Origin of the sequence: Lachnoanaerobaculum sp. ICM7, assembly GCF_000287675.1 — a bacterium.
Lineage (GTDB): Bacteria > Bacillota > Clostridia > Lachnospirales > Lachnospiraceae > Lachnoanaerobaculum.
Map to the genome: position 1 here is coordinate 1 of NZ_ALJL01000014.1, position 19369 is coordinate 19369.

Annotated in this window: 19 protein-coding genes and 1 pseudogene; 2 read left to right on the top strand and 18 right to left on the bottom strand. The window is 34.7% G+C overall.

The genetic code is table 11. The features are described 5' to 3' along the window. The 17 genes and pseudogenes from HMPREF1140_RS02180 to HMPREF1140_RS02260 form a co-directional block, all read right to left on the bottom strand. Positions 1-329: pseudogene (locus tag HMPREF1140_RS02180) on the bottom strand (UDP-galactopyranose mutase); the annotation flags it as partial. A 111-nt stretch (positions 330-440) separates the two neighbouring features. Continuing rightward, positions 441-1124 (bottom strand): hypothetical protein, encoded by a 684-nt coding sequence (locus tag HMPREF1140_RS02185; protein ID WP_009662299.1) that lies wholly within the window; start codon positions 1122-1124, stop codon positions 441-443. Between the two features lie 3 nt (positions 1125-1127). After that, positions 1128-2225: a UDP-galactopyranose mutase gene (gene glf / locus HMPREF1140_RS02190; RefSeq protein WP_009662296.1), complete on the bottom strand. Its 1098-nt coding sequence runs from the start codon at positions 2223-2225 to the stop codon at positions 1128-1130. Between the two features lie 14 nt (positions 2226-2239). After that, the gene (locus tag HMPREF1140_RS02195) at positions 2240-3205 is read right to left on the bottom strand and encodes a prenyltransferase (RefSeq protein ID WP_009662289.1); all 966 of its coding nucleotides are present in this window, start codon (positions 3203-3205) and stop codon (positions 2240-2242) included. Beyond that, a complete protein-coding gene (locus HMPREF1140_RS02200; RefSeq protein ID WP_009662298.1) occupies positions 3183-4058 on the bottom strand; it encodes a phosphatidylserine decarboxylase in 876 nt (291 codons plus the stop codon). Before HMPREF1140_RS02200 ends, HMPREF1140_RS02195 begins: the two co-directional genes overlap by 23 nt. A gap of 8 nt (positions 4059-4066) precedes the next feature. Further along, on the bottom strand, positions 4067-4663 hold the full coding sequence (locus HMPREF1140_RS02205; RefSeq protein ID WP_009662286.1) for a CDP-alcohol phosphatidyltransferase family protein: 597 nt from the start codon (positions 4661-4663) through the stop codon (positions 4067-4069). 1 nt (position 4664) lies between these two features. Continuing rightward, on the bottom strand, positions 4665-5240 hold the full coding sequence (locus HMPREF1140_RS02210) for a CDP-archaeol synthase (protein ID WP_009662285.1): 576 nt from the start codon (positions 5238-5240) through the stop codon (positions 4665-4667). Further along, the gene (locus HMPREF1140_RS02215) at positions 5237-5602 is read right to left on the bottom strand and encodes a diacylglycerol kinase (protein WP_009662297.1); all 366 of its coding nucleotides are present in this window, start codon (positions 5600-5602) and stop codon (positions 5237-5239) included. Before HMPREF1140_RS02215 ends, HMPREF1140_RS02210 begins: the two co-directional genes overlap by 4 nt. A 15-nt stretch (positions 5603-5617) precedes the next feature. After that, entirely contained in the window at positions 5618-6682 is a 1065-nt protein-coding gene (locus tag HMPREF1140_RS02220; protein WP_009662288.1) for a hypothetical protein, read from the bottom strand. Then, entirely contained in the window at positions 6675-8813 is a 2139-nt protein-coding gene (locus HMPREF1140_RS02225; RefSeq protein WP_009662291.1) for a PEP/pyruvate-binding domain-containing protein, read from the bottom strand. Before HMPREF1140_RS02225 ends, HMPREF1140_RS02220 begins: the two co-directional genes overlap by 8 nt. After that, on the bottom strand, positions 8810-9910 hold the full coding sequence (locus tag HMPREF1140_RS02230) for a DegT/DnrJ/EryC1/StrS family aminotransferase (RefSeq protein WP_009662293.1): 1101 nt from the start codon (positions 9908-9910) through the stop codon (positions 8810-8812). The genes HMPREF1140_RS02225 and HMPREF1140_RS02230 overlap by 4 nt, the downstream gene beginning before the upstream one ends. Before the next feature lie 46 nt (positions 9911-9956). Next, positions 9957-10979, bottom strand: a complete 1023-nt coding sequence (locus HMPREF1140_RS02235) for a threonine aldolase family protein (protein WP_009662284.1) — start codon at positions 10977-10979, stop codon at positions 9957-9959. A gap of 16 nt (positions 10980-10995) precedes the next feature. Further along, the gene (gene hemW / locus HMPREF1140_RS02240) at positions 10996-12153 is read right to left on the bottom strand and encodes a radical SAM family heme chaperone HemW (RefSeq protein ID WP_009662300.1); all 1158 of its coding nucleotides are present in this window, start codon (positions 12151-12153) and stop codon (positions 10996-10998) included. Between the two features lie 6 nt (positions 12154-12159). Beyond that, positions 12160-13971, bottom strand: coding sequence for a translation elongation factor 4 (gene lepA, locus HMPREF1140_RS02245; protein WP_009662294.1), 1812 nt, complete (start codon positions 13969-13971; stop codon positions 12160-12162). Between the two features lie 87 nt (positions 13972-14058). Further along, the gene (locus HMPREF1140_RS02250) at positions 14059-15207 is read right to left on the bottom strand and encodes a M20 family metallopeptidase (RefSeq protein ID WP_009662290.1); all 1149 of its coding nucleotides are present in this window, start codon (positions 15205-15207) and stop codon (positions 14059-14061) included. A gap of 5 nt (positions 15208-15212) precedes the next feature. Continuing rightward, complete coding sequence (locus HMPREF1140_RS02255; RefSeq protein ID WP_009662287.1) at positions 15213-16976, bottom strand: ABC transporter ATP-binding protein; 1764 nt, start codon at positions 16974-16976, stop codon at positions 15213-15215. Between the two features lie 172 nt (positions 16977-17148). Further along, positions 17149-18012: an Rpn family recombination-promoting nuclease/putative transposase gene (locus HMPREF1140_RS02260; RefSeq protein ID WP_009662301.1), complete on the bottom strand. Its 864-nt coding sequence runs from the start codon at positions 18010-18012 to the stop codon at positions 17149-17151. 263 nt (positions 18013-18275) lie between these two features. Between HMPREF1140_RS02260 and HMPREF1140_RS02265 the strand changes: the two genes are divergently transcribed. Both HMPREF1140_RS02265 and HMPREF1140_RS02270 read left to right on the top strand, forming a co-directional pair. Continuing rightward, positions 18276-18491: a helix-turn-helix transcriptional regulator gene (locus HMPREF1140_RS02265; protein WP_009662292.1), complete on the top strand. Its 216-nt coding sequence runs from the start codon at positions 18276-18278 to the stop codon at positions 18489-18491. Then, positions 18478-18918: a hypothetical protein gene (locus tag HMPREF1140_RS02270; protein WP_009662295.1), complete on the top strand. Its 441-nt coding sequence runs from the start codon at positions 18478-18480 to the stop codon at positions 18916-18918. Before HMPREF1140_RS02265 ends, HMPREF1140_RS02270 begins: the two co-directional genes overlap by 14 nt. Positions 18919-19065: 147 nt before the next feature. Here the strand turns inward: HMPREF1140_RS02270 and HMPREF1140_RS02275 are convergent. Then, positions 19066-19369: transposase (locus HMPREF1140_RS02275; protein WP_198007462.1), on the bottom strand; the 304-nt coding region annotated here is incomplete at its 5' end.

The window sequence follows — 19369 nt, forward strand, 5'->3', positions numbered from 1 at the left end:
CTTTCATATAGCGCATTGTTCTTTTCATTATTGATAGGATAATATGGCTCCTCACCCTTTTGCCACTCCGAGGGATATTCTTTTGAAATAATGGTAAAGTTCTGATTGCCATACTCAAAATGTTTATGCTCTATAATTCTGGTGAACTTAACATCTCTTTCAGTGTAATTTACCACTGCATTACCCTGATAGTTATCGGTATCAAGTCTTTCATCCTCAAAGTATACTCTTCTATACTCCAGCACGCCAAGTTTATAATCAAAGAACTCATCAATCATTCCGGTATATACAGTTTTATCAGCTATATCAGGATTTTCCTTTATGAAATCAATTATATTAAAGCATAGCCATGCATATATTAAAATTATATAGAATATATCTAAAACAGGCTGAAATTTCTTCAAATTATTTTCTCCGTACTTATTTACACAAGATTATACCTAAAATCTATTTACCAAATAAAACGACAATACCAATGCTGTTATGCTAAATGTAAAAATAGCAGTCACAATAGCCAATCCCCTTCCTCTATTCCAATACTTTATGCTTATATACAATCCGTCTATAATATCCAACACCGGTATCATCTGCAATAAAAAATGTATCGTTCTTTCCGCAGAAGATATACCGTATTTTTTTTGTGTAATACCTAAGACATACTCAATTGATATAAAACACGGCAACCCTATTACGGCAAATACTATCAACGAATATGGAACTATCGTAACAATAAAAGTAATAATAGAAGAAATTATAAGAGTTATAATAAACACAAGTAAGGTAGCTACAAGCCTATCTTCCGGCCAATGAATTATTATTCCGAATATTGCAAAAATAATAGTACCTATTATTCCTGCAAAGGTTAATTCAATAGGCATAGTTATATATTTATATACAAAATATGTTTTCAGACAGTAGTCTACATCTTCCTCCTTTTTAGCAGATGAAATATTTCTCATTTGTGATATCAAAACAAATACAAACAGGATACACATAGGAATAATTAATACCATTGCAGCAGCAACTCCTATAATACACAATATAGCTAAAACTATTGAACCATATATTGCTGTTGCATACAGTATACCCAACAACAAAGGGTGTTGTTTTTGATCATACTTCATATATTATAAATTCTTCTCCACACAATCAAGTGCCGCTTCAACTACCTTGTCCATATCATAGTACTTATATGCTCCCAGTCTGCCACCGAAGATTATCTCAGGTCTGGTTTTTGAAAGCTTGACATAGCTTTCATATAGAGCATTGTTCTTTTCATTATTGATAGGATAATACGGTTCCTCACCCTTTTGCCACTCTGTAGGATATTCTTTTGAAATAATAGTGAAGTCCTGATTGCCGTATTCAAAATGCTTATGCTCTATAATTCTGGTGAACTCCACATCTCTTTCAGTGTAGTTTACCACTGCATTTCCCTGATAGTTATCAGTAGCAAGTCTTTCATCCTCAAAGTATACTCTTCTGTACTCAAGCACTCCAAGTTTATAATCAAAGAACTCATCAATCATTCCGGTATATACAGTTTTATCAGCTATATCAGGATTCTCCTTTATGAAATCTCTGTACTCGGTATTTGTTCTTACTTCTATACCCTCAAGAAGCTTTTCAACTATTCCGGTATATCCTCCTATAGGAATACCCTGGTATCTGTCATTGAAATAATTATTGTCAAATGTAAATCTCAGTGGAAGTCTCTTTATAATAAATGCCGGAAGTTCCTTGGCATCTCTGCCCCACTGCTTTTCCGTATATCCCTTTATAAGCTTTTCATATACATCCTTGCCCACCAAAGATATAGCCTGTTCTTCCAAATTCTTAGGATCTGTGATACCTGACTCCTTTCTTTGCTTTTCTATAATTGCTTTTGCCTCATCAGGTGTTTTTATATTCCAAAGCTTGCTGAAAGTATTCATATTGAAAGGAAGATTGTAAAGTTCATCCTTATATATAGCAACAGGTGCATTGATATAATTATTGAACTCTGCAAAGTTATTTATATACTCCCAAACCTTTTTATTTGAAGTATGGAAAATATGAGCACCGTATTTATGTACATTTATCCCGTCCACATTCTCAGTATATATATTTCCGGCTATATGATTTCTCTTATCAATAACCAAAACACTCTTACCACGCTTCTTTGCCTCATATGCAAATATTGCTCCGAAAAGCCCCGCTCCAACTACCAAAAAATCATATTTCATATACTACTCCTTTTCTATATCTTCCCAATTATCAAATAAATTACAATAGTTGCAATCATCATACATTCCTGTATATATGTGTATCTTTCCACCTTGCTTACAATTCTGTATTTGCCTGGATCCTTCTTATATTCAATAAATTTCATTGAACACCATACGGTATTTGCAAGCAATGCCACTACAGATATCTTATTTAGATTCCATACAAGTACTATATTTGTAAGTATATCAAGCCATGTCAAAATAAATACAAAATTAACGCATTTCTTATATCCGAAAAGCTTTGAATATGTGACATATTCGGTTTCCTCTTTAGGTGCACGAATCTTTCTTGAGATCTCCCAAATAAGTGCCGGGAAGTAAAGTGTCATTACAGCCATCAAATTTGTAATATCAAATATCGGAAGTTTATACTTCATTATCGCATATGAGATAACATAGATATTCAATATGATCTGTACAGGATTGTGTGTAACCAAGGCAAGTGGCAATGATTTTGCTATCTTATGTCTTTGGAAAAACCATACCGCCATCAAACTTCCATAAGTGTAGAGTATCAGACAGAATATGAAATTTCTCATAAACAATACATTTATGAAAATAGTAATTCCGATAAGTATTGTTGCAAAAATCCTCAAATCATCCTTATGTACTCTACCTGATGGAAGCGGTCTGCTTGCAAAAAGTCTGCAATCCAACTCATAATCTTTAAAGTCATCTGCAATACGAAGCCAAAGTAAAAAGCTGAATATTGTGAATCCTCCGATTATTACACCTCTTACATCATGCTGTATTAAATAAGATATCAAATCGGACTGACCTTCAACCTTATCAAATAAAAGCAGTTGCTTTCCCGTTACTCCATGATTTAGAAGTACAATAAAGTATATTTCCAAAAATACAATGTATCCAAGGCATAATCTTGGAATCAGCGGAAACATTTCATTAAAATAAATCCTAAGTCTCTTTAATCTTTCCATATCCTATCCTCTCCCCGATTCGGATTTTAGTTTCAAAATTTCTTTTACTGTTTTCTAAGATATCTTCATCTATCTCTATTTCCTTGCCGACTATCTCAACTATACTTGAACCGCCATACGAGAAAAATCCCTTTTCCTCTCCTCTGTGAAAGTAGCGTTTGTTATGGTTATGAATATGTCCGACAAGCATTGCTCCTATCTCAATATGAAGCATATCTCCGCTCTTAGTCTTCCAATATTCCATTATCCTTTTATTCTCTGCAAATGCTCTCCAATAAGCCGCATCTCTTCTTACACTTTCAAGTCTTCCGGAAATTTCTTTTCCTTTCTCACATCTTCCTGTTAGCGGATAAATATACCTGTGATAATCACAAAGACTCAGTCTGTATAATAAAAGATATCCACCTTTTGCCCAGTCAGGCAATGGTGCTTTCAACAATTTATCTGTATTATAAACATTGCCCTTTATCATTATACTAAGTTTTTTCTTTCCAAGATAGAGTTTACCGTCTTCACCTATTTTAAATACTCTAAGTTTCCCACTTGCAGTTGCAAGAAAGCCTTCATTGTCCACATTTATCTTTTCTTTTCTTGAAAAAAAATCAGCAAAGCTCTTGAAATTTCTCTGTAACAGCCCTCTATCCAAGTTGTATTTTTTTATAAAGCTTTTTATCTTATTTTTAGACATTGAACTTTTATAATATATTGACAGCAATTTTGAAAAATATGGCCTTGCAAAGAAAAGTTTTAAAAATATCCTGCCGATAAAACTGTGATACAAAAATTCTATAACTTTTGCCGAGTCTTCCTCTTCTCTTATTATTTTACCGCTTCTTCTATCAATTATTTCCAAAGTATCACCTATATCAGCAATAAAGCTATAAACACAATGGCAAGAAGTAAAAAAGCTATTCTGATATAAAGATTCGGCTTTCTTATTTTCTTATTCCACAAAAATGCCAAGATCAAAAACACATATAAACACTCTATAGGAAGAACAAAAAAGCTTTCCACATACTTTGAGATAACCACATACAGCGATACAAAAAATGCAGAGTAGGTTACCGCAAGTCCTGTAAAATACAGTTTATCCTCACTTCCCTTGCAGTTAAAATATGCCAGTCTGATAATCACAGCCAGAATATAAAGACTTACAATCACAAATGACATATAGATATTTTTACCAAAATAACTTATATATATCTTTGCAGGAAATAATCCAAATGAGATCAGATCTGCAAATGAATCTATCTGTACTCCGAAGTTTTCTTCAAGCTCAGTTCTTTTATACATTCTTGCAAATATTCCGTCAAACGCATCACAAAGCCCTGCAAGCATAAGCAAGATGGTGGCAAGATATAAACTGTCTGCAAAGAAAATTCCGAATATTGATATCAATACTCCTATATAGGTCAGTATAACACTTGGATGATATACTCCCAAAAATATCTTTTTCATATTACAAATACTTTCTTACTTTAAATAAAATCAAAATCATATTTACAAGTACATGGGTAATGCCTCCAAGCATAACAGCCAAAATATATTGCATGAAGCTTAGCCTTGCAAGTATTGCAAGCACAAGCATCACTCCAATCATGGAATCTATCTGATCATATACAAATGTAAATACATTTACCGGAAACCTTCCTCTTGAACCTGCATCAATATCAAATCTTCTTTTTAAAAAGCTGTTTGGTAACTCAAAAATCATATATGCAAATCCAAATAATGCTCCGGATAAAAGATTAAAACAAACTGTATTGGGATAATTTTTATAGATCAGATTGTAATGCTCAAGTTCCATATACTTTAAAAACACTCCCCAAAGTATGGCTGCAATGGCAGTGCCAAGCATCATTCCTATAAATCCAAGCAAGCTCTTACTGTCACCAAAAATTCTTTTACCGTTTAAACTTTTGCCTCCGTCTACCGGAACCTTTAAAAATGATAATGCCTTTATCTTTACAAAGAGCATATTGAAAACTCCGCCGATAATTACCGGAAGCATACTTGTATATAGTGATATTATCATAATGCCACTCCTATGTAATTTAGAAGCTCTATAATTTGTACGGCAAAGAATGCGATACCAAAGCAAAGTACTCCGGCAGCACCCATATCTTTAATAACCTTTATCTCAGGATGTACATCCTCTGAAATAAAGTCTGAAATATGTTCTATGGAAGTATTTATACATTCCATACCGTAAACAGCCGCAGATGTAACAACAAATGCCAACCAACCGGACTTATCTATTTTAAAAACAAATAAATCCAAAAGAAAAAATATAATATTTATCACAATATAATATTTATAATTTTTTTCTGTCTTTAGAGCAAATATAAGCCCTTCTATGGCACAGTATATACTTTTTAAAAATGTTTTATTCTTCATCCATATCCTCAAATTCTAAAGCATTTTTTCAAGCATAACATACTTTCTTTGCTCTTTTATCTTATCCTTAAAATATCCTCCGCTCGCTTTGCCGCTGTGAATAAGTGCAGATATTCCGCTCGCCTTTTTTTCTTTCAACCTGTCCACCACTTGCTGTGAAAGTGCCGAGCCAAGTCCAAGGCAGTCTCTTTTTACTCCCATATACAAAAGTACATATCTTTTTGCATGAGACTTTACATTCATCACACTGAGTAAGAGTGCCGGTGTTCTTGATTTACAAAGTAAATTTCCGTAATCAGGCAGACATATTAAAAATCCCTTTAAATCTCCATCCTTGTACGCAAGAAAAACCATCTCCGGATCTATTACCATTTTTAGTGGTGAATAGAGCTTTACAAAATCCTCTTCAGATATCATCTTAAATCCACAAAAGTCTTTATAACCTTCTATTAGAACAGGATATATATCCCTTAAGTATTTTTCAAAATCATCTACATTCGGATGTGTAAATACATATCCCTCATCTTTTGCACTCTGAAGCCTCTTTCTTGCCTTTTCGCTGTCAAAGCTTTCATCAGCAACATCAAAGAAATTGGAAAAGTATTCTTCAGATATTTTAAAACCGCTTTCCTCCCAAAGTCCCTGATAATATGCCTTATTTGCAGGTTCTCCTATATATGGCAGATCTTCAGAGGTGCAAAAGCGATACCTTGCCCAAAAGGAAAGATCTATAGGCCCCAAAAGTTTTTTCTTTCCCTCTTCCCTGGCCAGATTTTCACCTGCTGCAAGTAATTCTTTTGCCGCCTCATTATCATTGATACATTCAAAAAAACCTATATAGGCCGTATCGTCCTCATAAAATGAAAGTACGCAGCGACCTACTACTTCTTCCTTTTTATTCTTTGCTATAAGCGGTATTATCTTTACACCCTTACATAATATATTGGTGTTTTCTAAAATCTCTCTTTCAAAAACCTTATCCTGCATTATATGTTTATCATCATAGATTTTCGCAGGAAATCTAAGGAATAATTCTTTATCCTTATTCTTTTTCACTATGCTTACATTTATCTCACTCAATTTTACTCTCCCTTATTACCTTACAATAACCCTTATCACCATCCAGTTCCACTATATCACCGTTTTTTATATGATTCATCAAATCCGAAATTCCAACCACTGCAGGTTTTTTTAACTCTCTTGCAACTATTGCAGTATGTGAAAGCAAGGAACCTCTCTCTGCAAGAATACCCTTTGCTACATCAAGAAGAAGAAACCATCCGGGATCTGTGGAATATGCGACTATTATCTTATCCTTCACATCCTTTATTGATACAGTCCTCATATCAGTGATCTTTATAACTTCACCTCTAAGTTTTCCGCTTGAAACTCCTCTTCCTGTAAGAAAATCCCTACCGGATTCTTCATCATAAATACTTCTGTCCATAAGTGAAAAATCAATAACCGGATTACCCAAAAGCACAACTTTTTTAACAGTCGGAAGCTCATTATATACAAGCATCAGCCTTTTTTCCTCTTTTATATCCTCTGTAAAGTCTACTCCTGAAAATATCATATCTCTTATTTGTGGAAGAGATAAATGATAAATATCTTCGCCTACAGTCTTTGAACCTATTTTATCTATAAGTTTTCTCATGAGCCCAAACAATCTGCTTCTGTTCATTCTTGATATCTCGCGGTAATTGGTTGAACTTCTTGCCAAAGATTTCTTTATATTTACAGGACTTTCTTTTGTATCCTGTATAGGTAGTGCAGCTCTTTCTTCTACCACTTTGTCCAGAAGTTCCGGATTTGTGGCAAATGTCCTTGTTTCAAGTTTTAACTCCCCTATAGTTCTGTCACCATAGTATTTGATATAATCTGTTTTCTTTTCTTTGTATTCATCTGAATCTACACCGAATTTTGAATATGTATACACCAATTCATTTAATGCTTCTACCGGCTTTTTACTTTCAAGTGCCAATGTATTTTTCACCTTGCTACCTACAAAATGTGTGGACAAAAATGAAACCATATCATTTATCAAGGTCCAGTCCCATTCTTTAAAAAATACATCTTCCATTTCCAAAAAAAGACTGTACAGTTTCTTTGGATCTTCTTCATTTTCAACTTTTGAATTGTAATATTGGAATTCTTTTTGGAAAAATACAGACAGATCCGCCATCTTTTTTTGCGAAATCAAAAACAGATAAATAGTTGAAAAGAGAAGTTTTGTTTTTACAAATAAGCTTGGGCGTTTTTTAGAAAAGTGAATTTTTTCATCCTCCACACCCAGCATCTTTTGCCAAATAGGAATAATCTTTGAAGAGAATGGTAATAATCTTAAAATATCGTACCAACTGCTGATCTCATAGTACATCCTTCCCCCAAAGTCACTGACCATATGCGTAAACAAGTCTTCATACCTGTTTGCTGATTTTCCAAGCACTCTTCCTATAAGTCTTGTAAAAATCCTTGTATATACCTCACACGCAAAGCTTCTTGTCAGCTTAGAACTCACTCCGGGGTAACTTTCCGCAATATTGCTGTTATCTAAGATACGAATATTTTTTGTAAAATCAAGACTCGTAATCTCTCTTGCCTGTAAAATATAAATTTTCCTGTCTTTGACGGCAAACTCTATATCCATCGGCTTTCCAAAAAGCTTTTCAATTCTTGCTCCGGTTTTTTCAAGTTCTTTTACAAGGTTCTCAGGAAAGTTCAAGGCATTTCCCTCTTTATATGTAGCTGAGTCTCTGTAGTGATGATAGGTAATTGTTTCGGCTTTATCCTCCACTATACTACTTCCAAGACCTTTTCCTACTACAATCACCATCTCATTTAAGATGCCCTTGGGATTTGAAGTAAATAAAACTCCCGAGTATTCTGAATCCACCATTTCCTGAATTATAACACCGGATAGTTTATCTTCAGACTTTATACCAAGTTTTTCTTCGTAGTATCTGTTTTTATAACTGTCTACCACTGATTTTACAGCCTTATCCACTTCTGATTTTGGAACATTTAAAACAGTCAAAAACTGCCCGGCATAGGAAAACTTTTCACCATCCTCATGTGCATCATTTGAGCGAATGGCAAAAAGTTCCGAATCAAAATATGAAAAGTCGATTTCCTCTCCCGGATATACTATTTTAAATTTAGGAACTTGAAAGCCGTTTTCTTCTAAAACTTTTAAGTTCTTTGCTTTCATAGTTCTCTCCGGATCACATCACATATTCTCTCAACCTGAGCCTCTTCCAAGTCAGGATATATAGGTAAAGTCAAAACCTTTTTTGAAATATCAAGTGCAATAGGTGTTTCGTTTGGATCAAAGCTTTCACTATAACATTCATAGGCATTTGTACATGGATAAAAATACTTTCTTGCAAAAATATTTTCCTTTGCCAGACTGTCATATAATTCATCTCTGCCGCCCTTTTCCACCACTATCGGAAAGTATGCATAATTGTATGTAGTGTCATCATTATATTTATTGAGTCTAAGAGACTTTATATCTGAGAGCCTATCTGTATAGATCTCACAGATTCTCTTTCTTTTTTCTATATACTCAGAGAGATGCTCCATATTGCAAAGTCCCATAGCGGCCGCAAACTCATTCATCTTTGCATTACTGCCCACATATGGCACATTTTCTTTATCTGCAATACCGAAGTTCTTTAAGAAATCCAAAGACCTTCTTCTATTCTTATCTCTAAGAGCTATAGCTCCTCCCTCTATGGTGTTAAATACCTTTGTTGCATGGAAGCTGAATATACTCATATCTCCAAAATCTGCCACGCTTTTTCCTTTATATCTCTCACCGAAGGTATGTGCCGCATCATATACTACGTATAGTCCATGCTTTTTTGCAATGCTTTCAATGGCTTCCACATCACATACATTGCCATATACATGCACAGGCATTATAGCTTTGGTATCTTTTGTTATAAGCTTTTCTATTTTTTCAGGATCTATTGTAAAATCATCTTCCTTGATATCACAAAAAACAGGCTTTAGCCCGTTTCTTACTATGGCATGAGTTGTAGAGGCAAAGGTAAATGGAGTTGTAATAACTTCTCCTTCTATCTTTAGAGACTGTAATGCAAGTTCCAATGCCAGATGCCCGTTTACTGTAAGGACTATATCCATATCATCCATGAATTTACTTAAAGTATTCTCAAGCTCATTGTGTACATCGCCCATATTGGTAAGCCAGGCACTCTCCCATATCTTATCTACATACTTAAGGAATTCCTCTTTAGGAGGCAATGTAGCCTTCGTGACAAATATTTTCTTTTCTTCCTTCATACGCCTCCTTATAATCTGCTGGATTGTAAAATAAAGCCTATTTAACTTACAATACAGCTATCAGTCTCTCCACATCCTCATTCTCTGTTGCCCAGCTTGTGCAAAATCTTATAACATGCTTTCCGTTTTGAAGAGTCTCCATGAATCCGAAACCTATATCATTTGATAATCTGTCTCTTGTAACATCATCCACTACAATAAACTGTTGATTGGTAGGTGAGTCTATATAAAGTTCATATCCCTTCTCAATCAAAGCCTTCTTTATATTCATAGCCGCATCTACACCGTTTTTTCCAAGTCTTTTGTACAAATCATTACTGAACAATGTATCAAACTGTATTCCAAGAAGTCTTCCCTTTGCCAATACAGCTCCAAAGAGCTTCATATTGGTAAAGAAATGTTTACTGAGCACTTTATTTGTAAATACTATCGCTTCACCTATCAATGCACCGCATTTCGTACCGCCTATATAAAATACATCACATGACTTTGCAATATCTTCCAAACCGGTATCGCATTCATTGCTTCCAAGTGCATATGCAAGTCTTGCTCCGTCTATAAAAAGAGGAATATTATATTCATTACAAACCGATCTTATCTCTTCTATTTCATTCTTTGAATACAAAGTTCCATACTCTGTAGGCTGGGATATATATACCATTCCGGGATATACCATATGCTCATGATTTACATCTGCGTAAAAGTCTCTGCAGAATCTTTTTACAGTATCTGCCGCCAGCTTGCCGTTCTCAGACTTCAATCCAAAGACCTTATGTCCGGTGTTTTCTATAGCTCCCGCTTCATGTACCGATATATGTCCGGTATCTGCCGCAATTACACCCTCATAGTTTTTTAAAACGCTTCCGATAACTATTTTGTTTGCCTGTGTACCACCGCTTACAAAGAAAATTTCGGCATCAGTCTTTATAGCTTCTTTTATTTTTTCTTTTGCAAAAATACAAAACTCATCACTTCCATATCCTGCTTGTTTGGTTAAATTGCTTTCCCTTAATTTGTCTAAAATCTCAGGTGCTGCACCTTCGCTATAATCATTTACAAAATATAACATACTTCCCCTTAGTCTTTTAATCCAGTAAAAAGTCGGACATAACCATATTGCTGAGATCAAGCCCCTTTTCGGTTAGCCTTAAGTATGGTGAATTATATTCCATAAGCTTTAACATCATATTTCTCTTTATCTGTCTGTCGAATACCTCAAACATATCCACACCGAATCTCTCGTTGAACTCGTGTCTGGATACACCTCTTGTAAGTCGTAGACCGAGGAACATAAATTCCTCCATATTTGCCTTGATGTCAAGTTCTTCCAAATCACAGTAAAGTGGTGTAATATCCTGCTGCATCTTTACACTCATATATTTTCTGTAATCTGATTCCACATGGAAACGTCTGTTCATCACATAACCTGAAGCGCCTACTCCAAGACCAAGATAAGAAACTCCTGTCCAATAGCCTATATTATGTCTGCACTCTCTTCCGGGCTTTGCATAATTGCTTATTTCATATCTCTCATATCCATGCTCTCTTAAAATATTTTTTGTAAGAGCATACATCTCTCTATCTATATTCTCATCCGGTAGGAGCATACTGCCCTCTTCACTTCCGTACTTGTCAAAGAATGGAGTGTCAGGCTCGATTATAAGTGAATATGCACTTATATGCTCAGGTTTTAGAGCACATACTCTTTTTAATGTAGTCTTATAGCTGTCAATTGTTTGATTCGGCAAACCGCTCATAAGGTCTACATTTATATTTGTAAACCCATACTCTCTTGCAAGCTGATAGCTTTGTAAGAAATCTTTATAAGTATGTATTCTTCCAAGCTCTTTAAGCTCCTCTTCAATACTGCTTTGCAAACCGAAACTTATCCTGTTAATTCCGGCCTTTTTTATATGGATTATCTTGCTCTTTGATAATGTACCCGGATTACACTCTATAGAAACTTCCGCATCGGTTTCAACTATAAAATTCTCACGGATAGCATTCATTATATCCAGTATCCATATTCCGCTAAGCGTAGTCGGTGTACCACCACCGATAAAAATTGAACTCACAAGATATTCACTGTAATTTTGTCCCTGCGCTTTTATCTCCTCTATAAGCTGATTAACATAGGCTTTCTTTTCTCCTTCATCAGCTCTGAAGGATAAGAAATCACAATACCTGCATTTTTCTTCACAAAATGGTATATGCACATATAATTCCAACTTTTTCATTGACATACTTTATCAATCCTCATCCAATTTAAGTACACTCATAAACGCCTTTTGAGGGATTTCAACATTTCCGATCTGTCTCATTCTCTTCTTTCCCTCTTTTTGCTTCTCCAAAAGCTTTCTCTTTCTTGAGATATCTCCTCCGTAGCACTTTGCCAAAACATCTTTTCTCATGGCTTTAACAGTCTCTCTTGCTATTACCTTTGAACCGACTGCCGCCTGTATAGGAATCTCAAAAAGATGTCTCGGTATCTCTTCTTTAAGCTTCTCGCACATCTTTCTGCCTCTTTCATAAGCAGAATCCGCATGCACTATAAATGACAGGGCATCCACTTCTTCCTTGTTTATCAAAATATCCAGCTTCACAAGCTTTGAAGGTACATATCCCTTTAAGTCATAATCAAGTGAAGCATAACCTCTTGATCTTGACTTTAATGCATCGAAGAAATCATAGATTATTTCATTCAAAGGTAAATCATATTTCAAAATCGCACGGTTTTCCTCAATATATTCCATACCAAGATAAATACCTCTTCTCTCCTGACATAGATTCATAATAGAACCCACAAATTCCTTTGTAAGCATTATCTCGGCTGAAACTATCGGCTCCTCCATATGCTCTATCTCTGAAGGATCAGGCAGATTTGAAGGGTTGGTAAGTTCTATAACCTCACCGTTAGTTTTAAACACCTTATATACAACACCGGGTGCTGTAGTAACAAGGTCGAGATTATATTCTCTCTCAAGTCTTTCCTGTATTACTTCCAAATGTAATAATCCAAGGAAACCACATCTAAATCCAAATCCAAGTGCAAGTGAAGTCTCCGGCTCAAAGAAAAGCGAAGCATCGTTTAACTGCAACTTTTCAAGTGCCTCTCTAAGGTCATTGTACTTTGCTCCGTCTGCCGGATAAAGTCCGCAATAAACCATGGAGGTTACCTTCTTATATCCGGGCAATGCCTTTTCACAAGGATTATTGTTTAATGTAATAGTATCACCGACTCTGGTATCCTTTACATTCTTTATACTTGCTGTAATATATCCTACCATACCTGCAGAAAGCTCGTCACATGGAATAAACTGGCCTGCACCGAAATACCCTACCTCAACGACCTCTTCCACGGCACCTGTTGCCATCATTCTTATAGGATCACCTTTTTTTACACTGCCCTCTTTGATTCTGACAAATACTATTACTCCCTTATATGAATCATATATTGAGTCAAATATCAGTGCCTGCAAAGGTGCATTAGGATCCCCATCAGGTGCCGGAATCTTTGCAACTATTGCTTCCAAAACATCTTCTATATTCAGTCCTACCTTGGCTGAAATTCTAGGTGCATCATGTGCCTCTATTCCTATAACATCCTCTATTTCACTTGCAACCAAGTCAGGATCGGCACTTGGCAAGTCCACCTTATTTATAACAGGAAATACTTCCAGGTCATGATCAAGTGCCATATAAACATTGGCAAGTGTCTGTGCCTCTATACCCTGAGCCGCATCTACTACAAGTATGGCACCGTCACAGGCAGCCAAAGATCTTGAAACCTCATAGTTAAAATCTACATGTCCCGGTGTGTCTATAAGATTAAATATATATTCATTCCCGTCATTTGCCTTGTAAACAGTTCTTACCGCCTGACTCTTTATAGTAATTCCTCTTTCTCTCTCGAGGTCCATATTGTCAAGAACCTGAGACTGCATCTCCCTGCTGGTCAAGAGTCCTGTCTTTTCTATAATTCTGTCTGCAAGTGTAGACTTGCCATGATCTATATGTGCAATAATACAAAAATTTCTAATTTTACTTTGATCAACAATCATCTTTTCTTCCTATCGTTAAACCTTGAATAATAATGCTTATAATAACATTTTTTCAGCGTTCTTACAATAATAGGGGAAATGAACTCATTACATACTCTTCATTATATTCATATATAACTTACATGAATCAAAGAGCTGTGAAAGTTTTACATATTCATTTTCCCTATGTACCACCGATAAATCTCCCGGTCCTATAATTACAGGTATAAGTTCATTTTTTATAAGCATACTTGCATCTGTAGAGCCTGTAAAAGTGTCAAACTCAGGATCAATACCGAGTTTTTTTAGTGTGTCTTCTATAGTCTTTATAATTTTGTCTTCCCTTGATGTATCCCATGATGTTCTCATATCAGCTATCTCGTATGTGGCATCAAAATGAGGATTTTCAGCTTTTATTTCATCTATAAGTTCATCCAACTCTTCCCATATATGCTCAGGCTTATGTCCTACCTGTAGTCTGGCATCCACTGTAAACACACATCTGTCAGGCACTACCTGTGGCTCCACGCCTGCATTTATAGCCAATGTTCTCCAGAAAGTATCAGGATACTCTTTAAATTCAGTGTTCTTTATCTTTTCTATAAGCTTTATAGCAAGATATATGGCATTTTCACCCACACCCTTTTGTGAACCGTGAGCAGTCATACCATGTACACAGACATCAGCCCATGTTCTACCCTTTTGACGATTACATATCTTCATATCGGTAGGCTCACATACAATAAGATATTTTGCATTATCAAATACCTTATTTTGATATAATGCCTTTGATCCCTTCATAAAGTTTTCTTCATCTATGGTAGCCGCAATTATTATATCTCTTTCAGGAATAATATTATTTCTCTTCAAAAGTATCATAGAATATATAGCACTTATCAGTCCGCTTTTCATATCGGCACTTCCTCTGCCATATAATTTTCCGTCCTTTATAGTGGATTTAAACGGCGGTGTATTCCATCTTTTTATCTCATCATCAGATACCGGAACCACATCCATATGACCTGTGAAAACAATAGCATCCTTATTTGTTTTTCCGTTAAGCTTTGCTATGATATCATATCTTCCCTCTTCCACCGGTACGCTAAAATACTCAATACCGTTTTGCTTTAGCAGACTTTCCACATACTCACACATAGGCTTTTCATTTCCTTTTGGGTTTGTACTCGGTATATCCACTGTTTTTGAAAATATGTCTACCAGTTCTTTTTCATCTATCAAATCAAAAATACTTTCCATAATATTTATTCCTTTAATTCATCAATATTCTTATTATACAGATTAAAATATATTCCCTCTTTATTCATCAGATCTTCATGTGTACCTGACTCTTCTATACCGTTTTCTGTAAGCACTAAGATTTTGCTTGCATTTCTTATAGTTGAAAGTCTATGTGCTATTGTGATTGTAGTTCTGCCCTTACTTAGTATTTCAAGTGACTGCTGCACTATGGCTTCAGAATTATTATCAAGTGCTGAAGTCGCCTCATCAAGTATAAGTATCGGCGGATTTTTTAGGAATACTCTTGCTATACTTATTCTCTGCTTTTGTCCACCTGAAAGCTTTGTACCACGCTCTCCTATATATGTATCAAACTTATCCGGAAGTTCCATAATAAAGTCATAGGCACCCGCCATCTCGGCAGCTTTTTTTACATCCTCAAAACTTGCATCTTTTTTTCCGTAAACTATATTTTCATATATAGTTCCTGAGAACAGATACACTTCCTGTTGTACTATTCCTATATTATCTCTCAACGACTTTTGCTTAATATCTCTTATATCTGTGCCGTCTATAAGTATTGCACCTTCACTGACCTCATAAAATCTCGGTATAAGATTAGATATGGTTGTTTTACCTACACCTGAAGAACCTACAATTGCAATATTTTCACCTTTATTTATTGAAAAGCTGATATCATCAAGTACCTTTGCATCACTGTCAGGATATGCGAAGCTTACATTCTCAAATTCTATATCTCCGGATACATCTGTTAATACTTTCGCATTTTCCTTATCGACTATATCGTTCTTTACATCCATTATCTCAATAAATCTTTCAATGCCTGTCATTCCCCTTTGGAACTGCTCCATATAGTCAACTATTTTCTTTACTGTATTTAAAAGCATATTTATATACAGTGTGTAAAGAAACATATCTCCCGCATTTATTTTCCCGACCTTCATATAATAGCTTCCAAGTACTATAACTGTCAGATACATAATGCCGTCAAATATCCTATATACCACCTGAAAATTTGACATATGCTTGTAGAACTCTTTTTTAATATCCAAAAATCTCAAATTTTCTTTATGGAACTTCTTTACTTCCAGCTCTTCATTTGCAAATGATTTTACAACCTTTGCACCCAGAATATTGTTTTCAATACCTGAATTGATCTCGCCTACATGATTTCTTTGTTCCTTTTGTGCCTTTCTCATATGGTTATTGGCGGAAGACATAAAGAAGACCATTATCGGTATCATAACAAATATGGTAAGTGTAAGAGTTATATTTATATTTATCAGTATTACAAATGAAACTACAAGTTTTACAACTGCTATAAAAAACTCTTCAGGACAATGATGTGCAAACTCTGTAACATCAAACAGGTCGGTAGTAATTCTTGATAATATCTGACCTGATTTATTTGTATTATAGTAGGAATAGGGGAGTTGCTGTATATGAGAGAAAATATCATATCTCATATCCGTTTCTATCTGTGCCCCCATCACATGACCTATATTTTGCATATAGTAGTTTGCTATGGTATCCACTACTCTGAGCAAAACAAATATTACTCCCAGTGTCAGTATAAGTTTTACTGTCAGTAGGCTTAAATCCTGTCTGGCAGTATTTGTCAGATACCTGAGTATTATCGGCAACACCAAATCACACATGGTTGAAAAACCTGCACATATAAGATCAAGTATCAGCGTAGGATAATACTTTCCGTAGTATGGTAAAAATCTCTTGAACAAATATGAATTTGTATAAGTTTTTTGCATAAGATCTCCTTCTTTAATTTATAGTTATATAATTAGTATACACAATAATAATTTCACAACATTTTTAGTATAACACCTTTTAGAATAAGAAAGAACTCTAATTTTATACGAATATATTTGTCCTTAGACCTATAAAAAAGGCAGCCTATGCTGCCTCCATTAAGTTTCTATTTTATTTTATATATTTTTTAAAATCTTTGGCACTCATATCTGCTCTGGTTGCCGCTTCATCAAGACTAAGTATTCCATCCTTTACCAAGGATATAAGCGTATTTATGGTACCTTCCTGTCTTCCTTCCAGCCTTCCTTTTTCTATCCCTCTGGCCTCTACTCTATCCAGCACTTCACACATATTAACTTTCTCCTTTCCCTTAAAATCGTTTATGGTTTCTTCAAATCTGTTATCTCCGGTCATTGCAGACATTAATGTTAAAAGTTCTTCCACATGAGCAATATTTGTATCATCAGCTATATAATCTCTATTTTCCCTCATTTGATACAGGTAATCAGCCAATATCCTAAAATCACTTTTAAATAAGTCTATCTTTTCTCTTTCAAGATAGGCTATTTCAAATAAGTTTATCTTAAAATCATTTACATAAGGACGAACATCTTCATCTATATCAAGAACTTCAAAAAGTCTTTTCGGATAATTCCATCTCTTCTCATATCCCAAGTACAATACCAATGTAATCACAGGATACTTTGCCCTGTCACTATTTTCTTTTCTACTTTGCTTTACATACTCTGCACCGTCATAACCAAATACTCTAAGAGGCATAAGTTTATTTGGTACTGTCTGATTTTCAAGTCCAAATAATGCGACATTAATTTTATTTTTACGCCAATACTTTGCTATATCTCTTTCCTGTGTTCTGACTCTGCCGTCAATCTTTAACATACTCATCGGCAATGCATCTATAAGTGCAGATTCATCAACCACATCTCCACCGGCAAACAAAAGTACATTTAAGATATCAGCAAATACATCATTGTACTTTTCAAGCATCTTCTCTGTTATGTCTTTACCTTGCATATCTCCTCCTTATTATACCAAAAAAATTTACTGTTGGATTATTTTTTGAAACTTAGAAATTTAGAAATTAAAACCATATAAGATACTTTAATTCTAATGTATATATCTTCAAAATACAATAACAATCTTGTCATTGTGCTTGCCAAACCGCTTTCAATATTCTTACAATGTTGAAATATAATTTATGTAAAGGTAGCTTGACATAAATTAAAAAATTATTTATACTTAATGTAAAGTAAGCTTTACATTAAGAGGTGGTGTATTTGAAGACTAACTTAGATAAATTAAGAAAGCTCAAAGGTTTAACCCAAGAAGAATTTGCAAAAGAATTAAAAGTATCAAGGCAGACTGTCAGTGCAATAGAAAACGGCAAGTATAATCCGTCTTTGGATTTAGCTTTTGAAATAGCTTTATATTTCAACAAGACAATAGAAGAAATATTTATATATGAAAAGGAGGAAAACCATGAAAAGGAGTAATATAATTTATGGGCTGACTTGTATTATATTATCCGGAATATCGTTATATATAGCTATTATTTTTGATGCTAATAAAATGTCAGGAGTATTTTACGGACTCACAGGTGCGTTAGGAGTCGGCGGCATTGTCAGTATAGCTCAGTATTTTTATTGGAAAAGGCATAATGAAAAATATGAGGAAAAATTAGAAATTGAAAGAATAGAACAGCAAGATGAATTAAAACAAAAGCTTAGGGATAAATCTGGAAGATATGCTTATTTTATTGGTATGTCTATCACTGCTCTATCTATCATGGCATATTCTTTACTTGGAGTTTTAAACATCATGGATACAGAATATATCGTGACCTATTTATCAATATACTTGATTAGCCAATTATTTATAGGAATAATAGTATTTCATCACTTATTGAGAAAGTATAACTGATAAAATATTAATATAAAAAAGGGGATGTGAAAAAACTCGTTTGAGTTTTTTCGCATCTCCCTTTTTGCATTTATTGTGTATAAATGACTAAAATCATACGCAAAAAAAGCGCAGTTCCCCTACCCCATAGAAATTCTTTTTTTGAATCTATGCGGCAGTTCTGTTTCTCATCTTTTTTTTCTGATATTTATATAAATTATGGCCTATCGCCACGAGTAAAACTTCCAGTTTGACTGAATGAATACCTCTACGGACAATTCTCTTGTACCAACGGTCGTTTTTCATAATTCCGTAAGTGCCTTCTGCTTGTATCGAACGGTTCATTCGTAATAACGCACCATGGATACTTTCTAGGTTTTCAATTACTTCCTGATGCATGGAAGTTAGTTCCTGATTGATCCGAACGGTTCGATTCTTATCTGTATTCTTACATTTCTTTGCATATGGACAT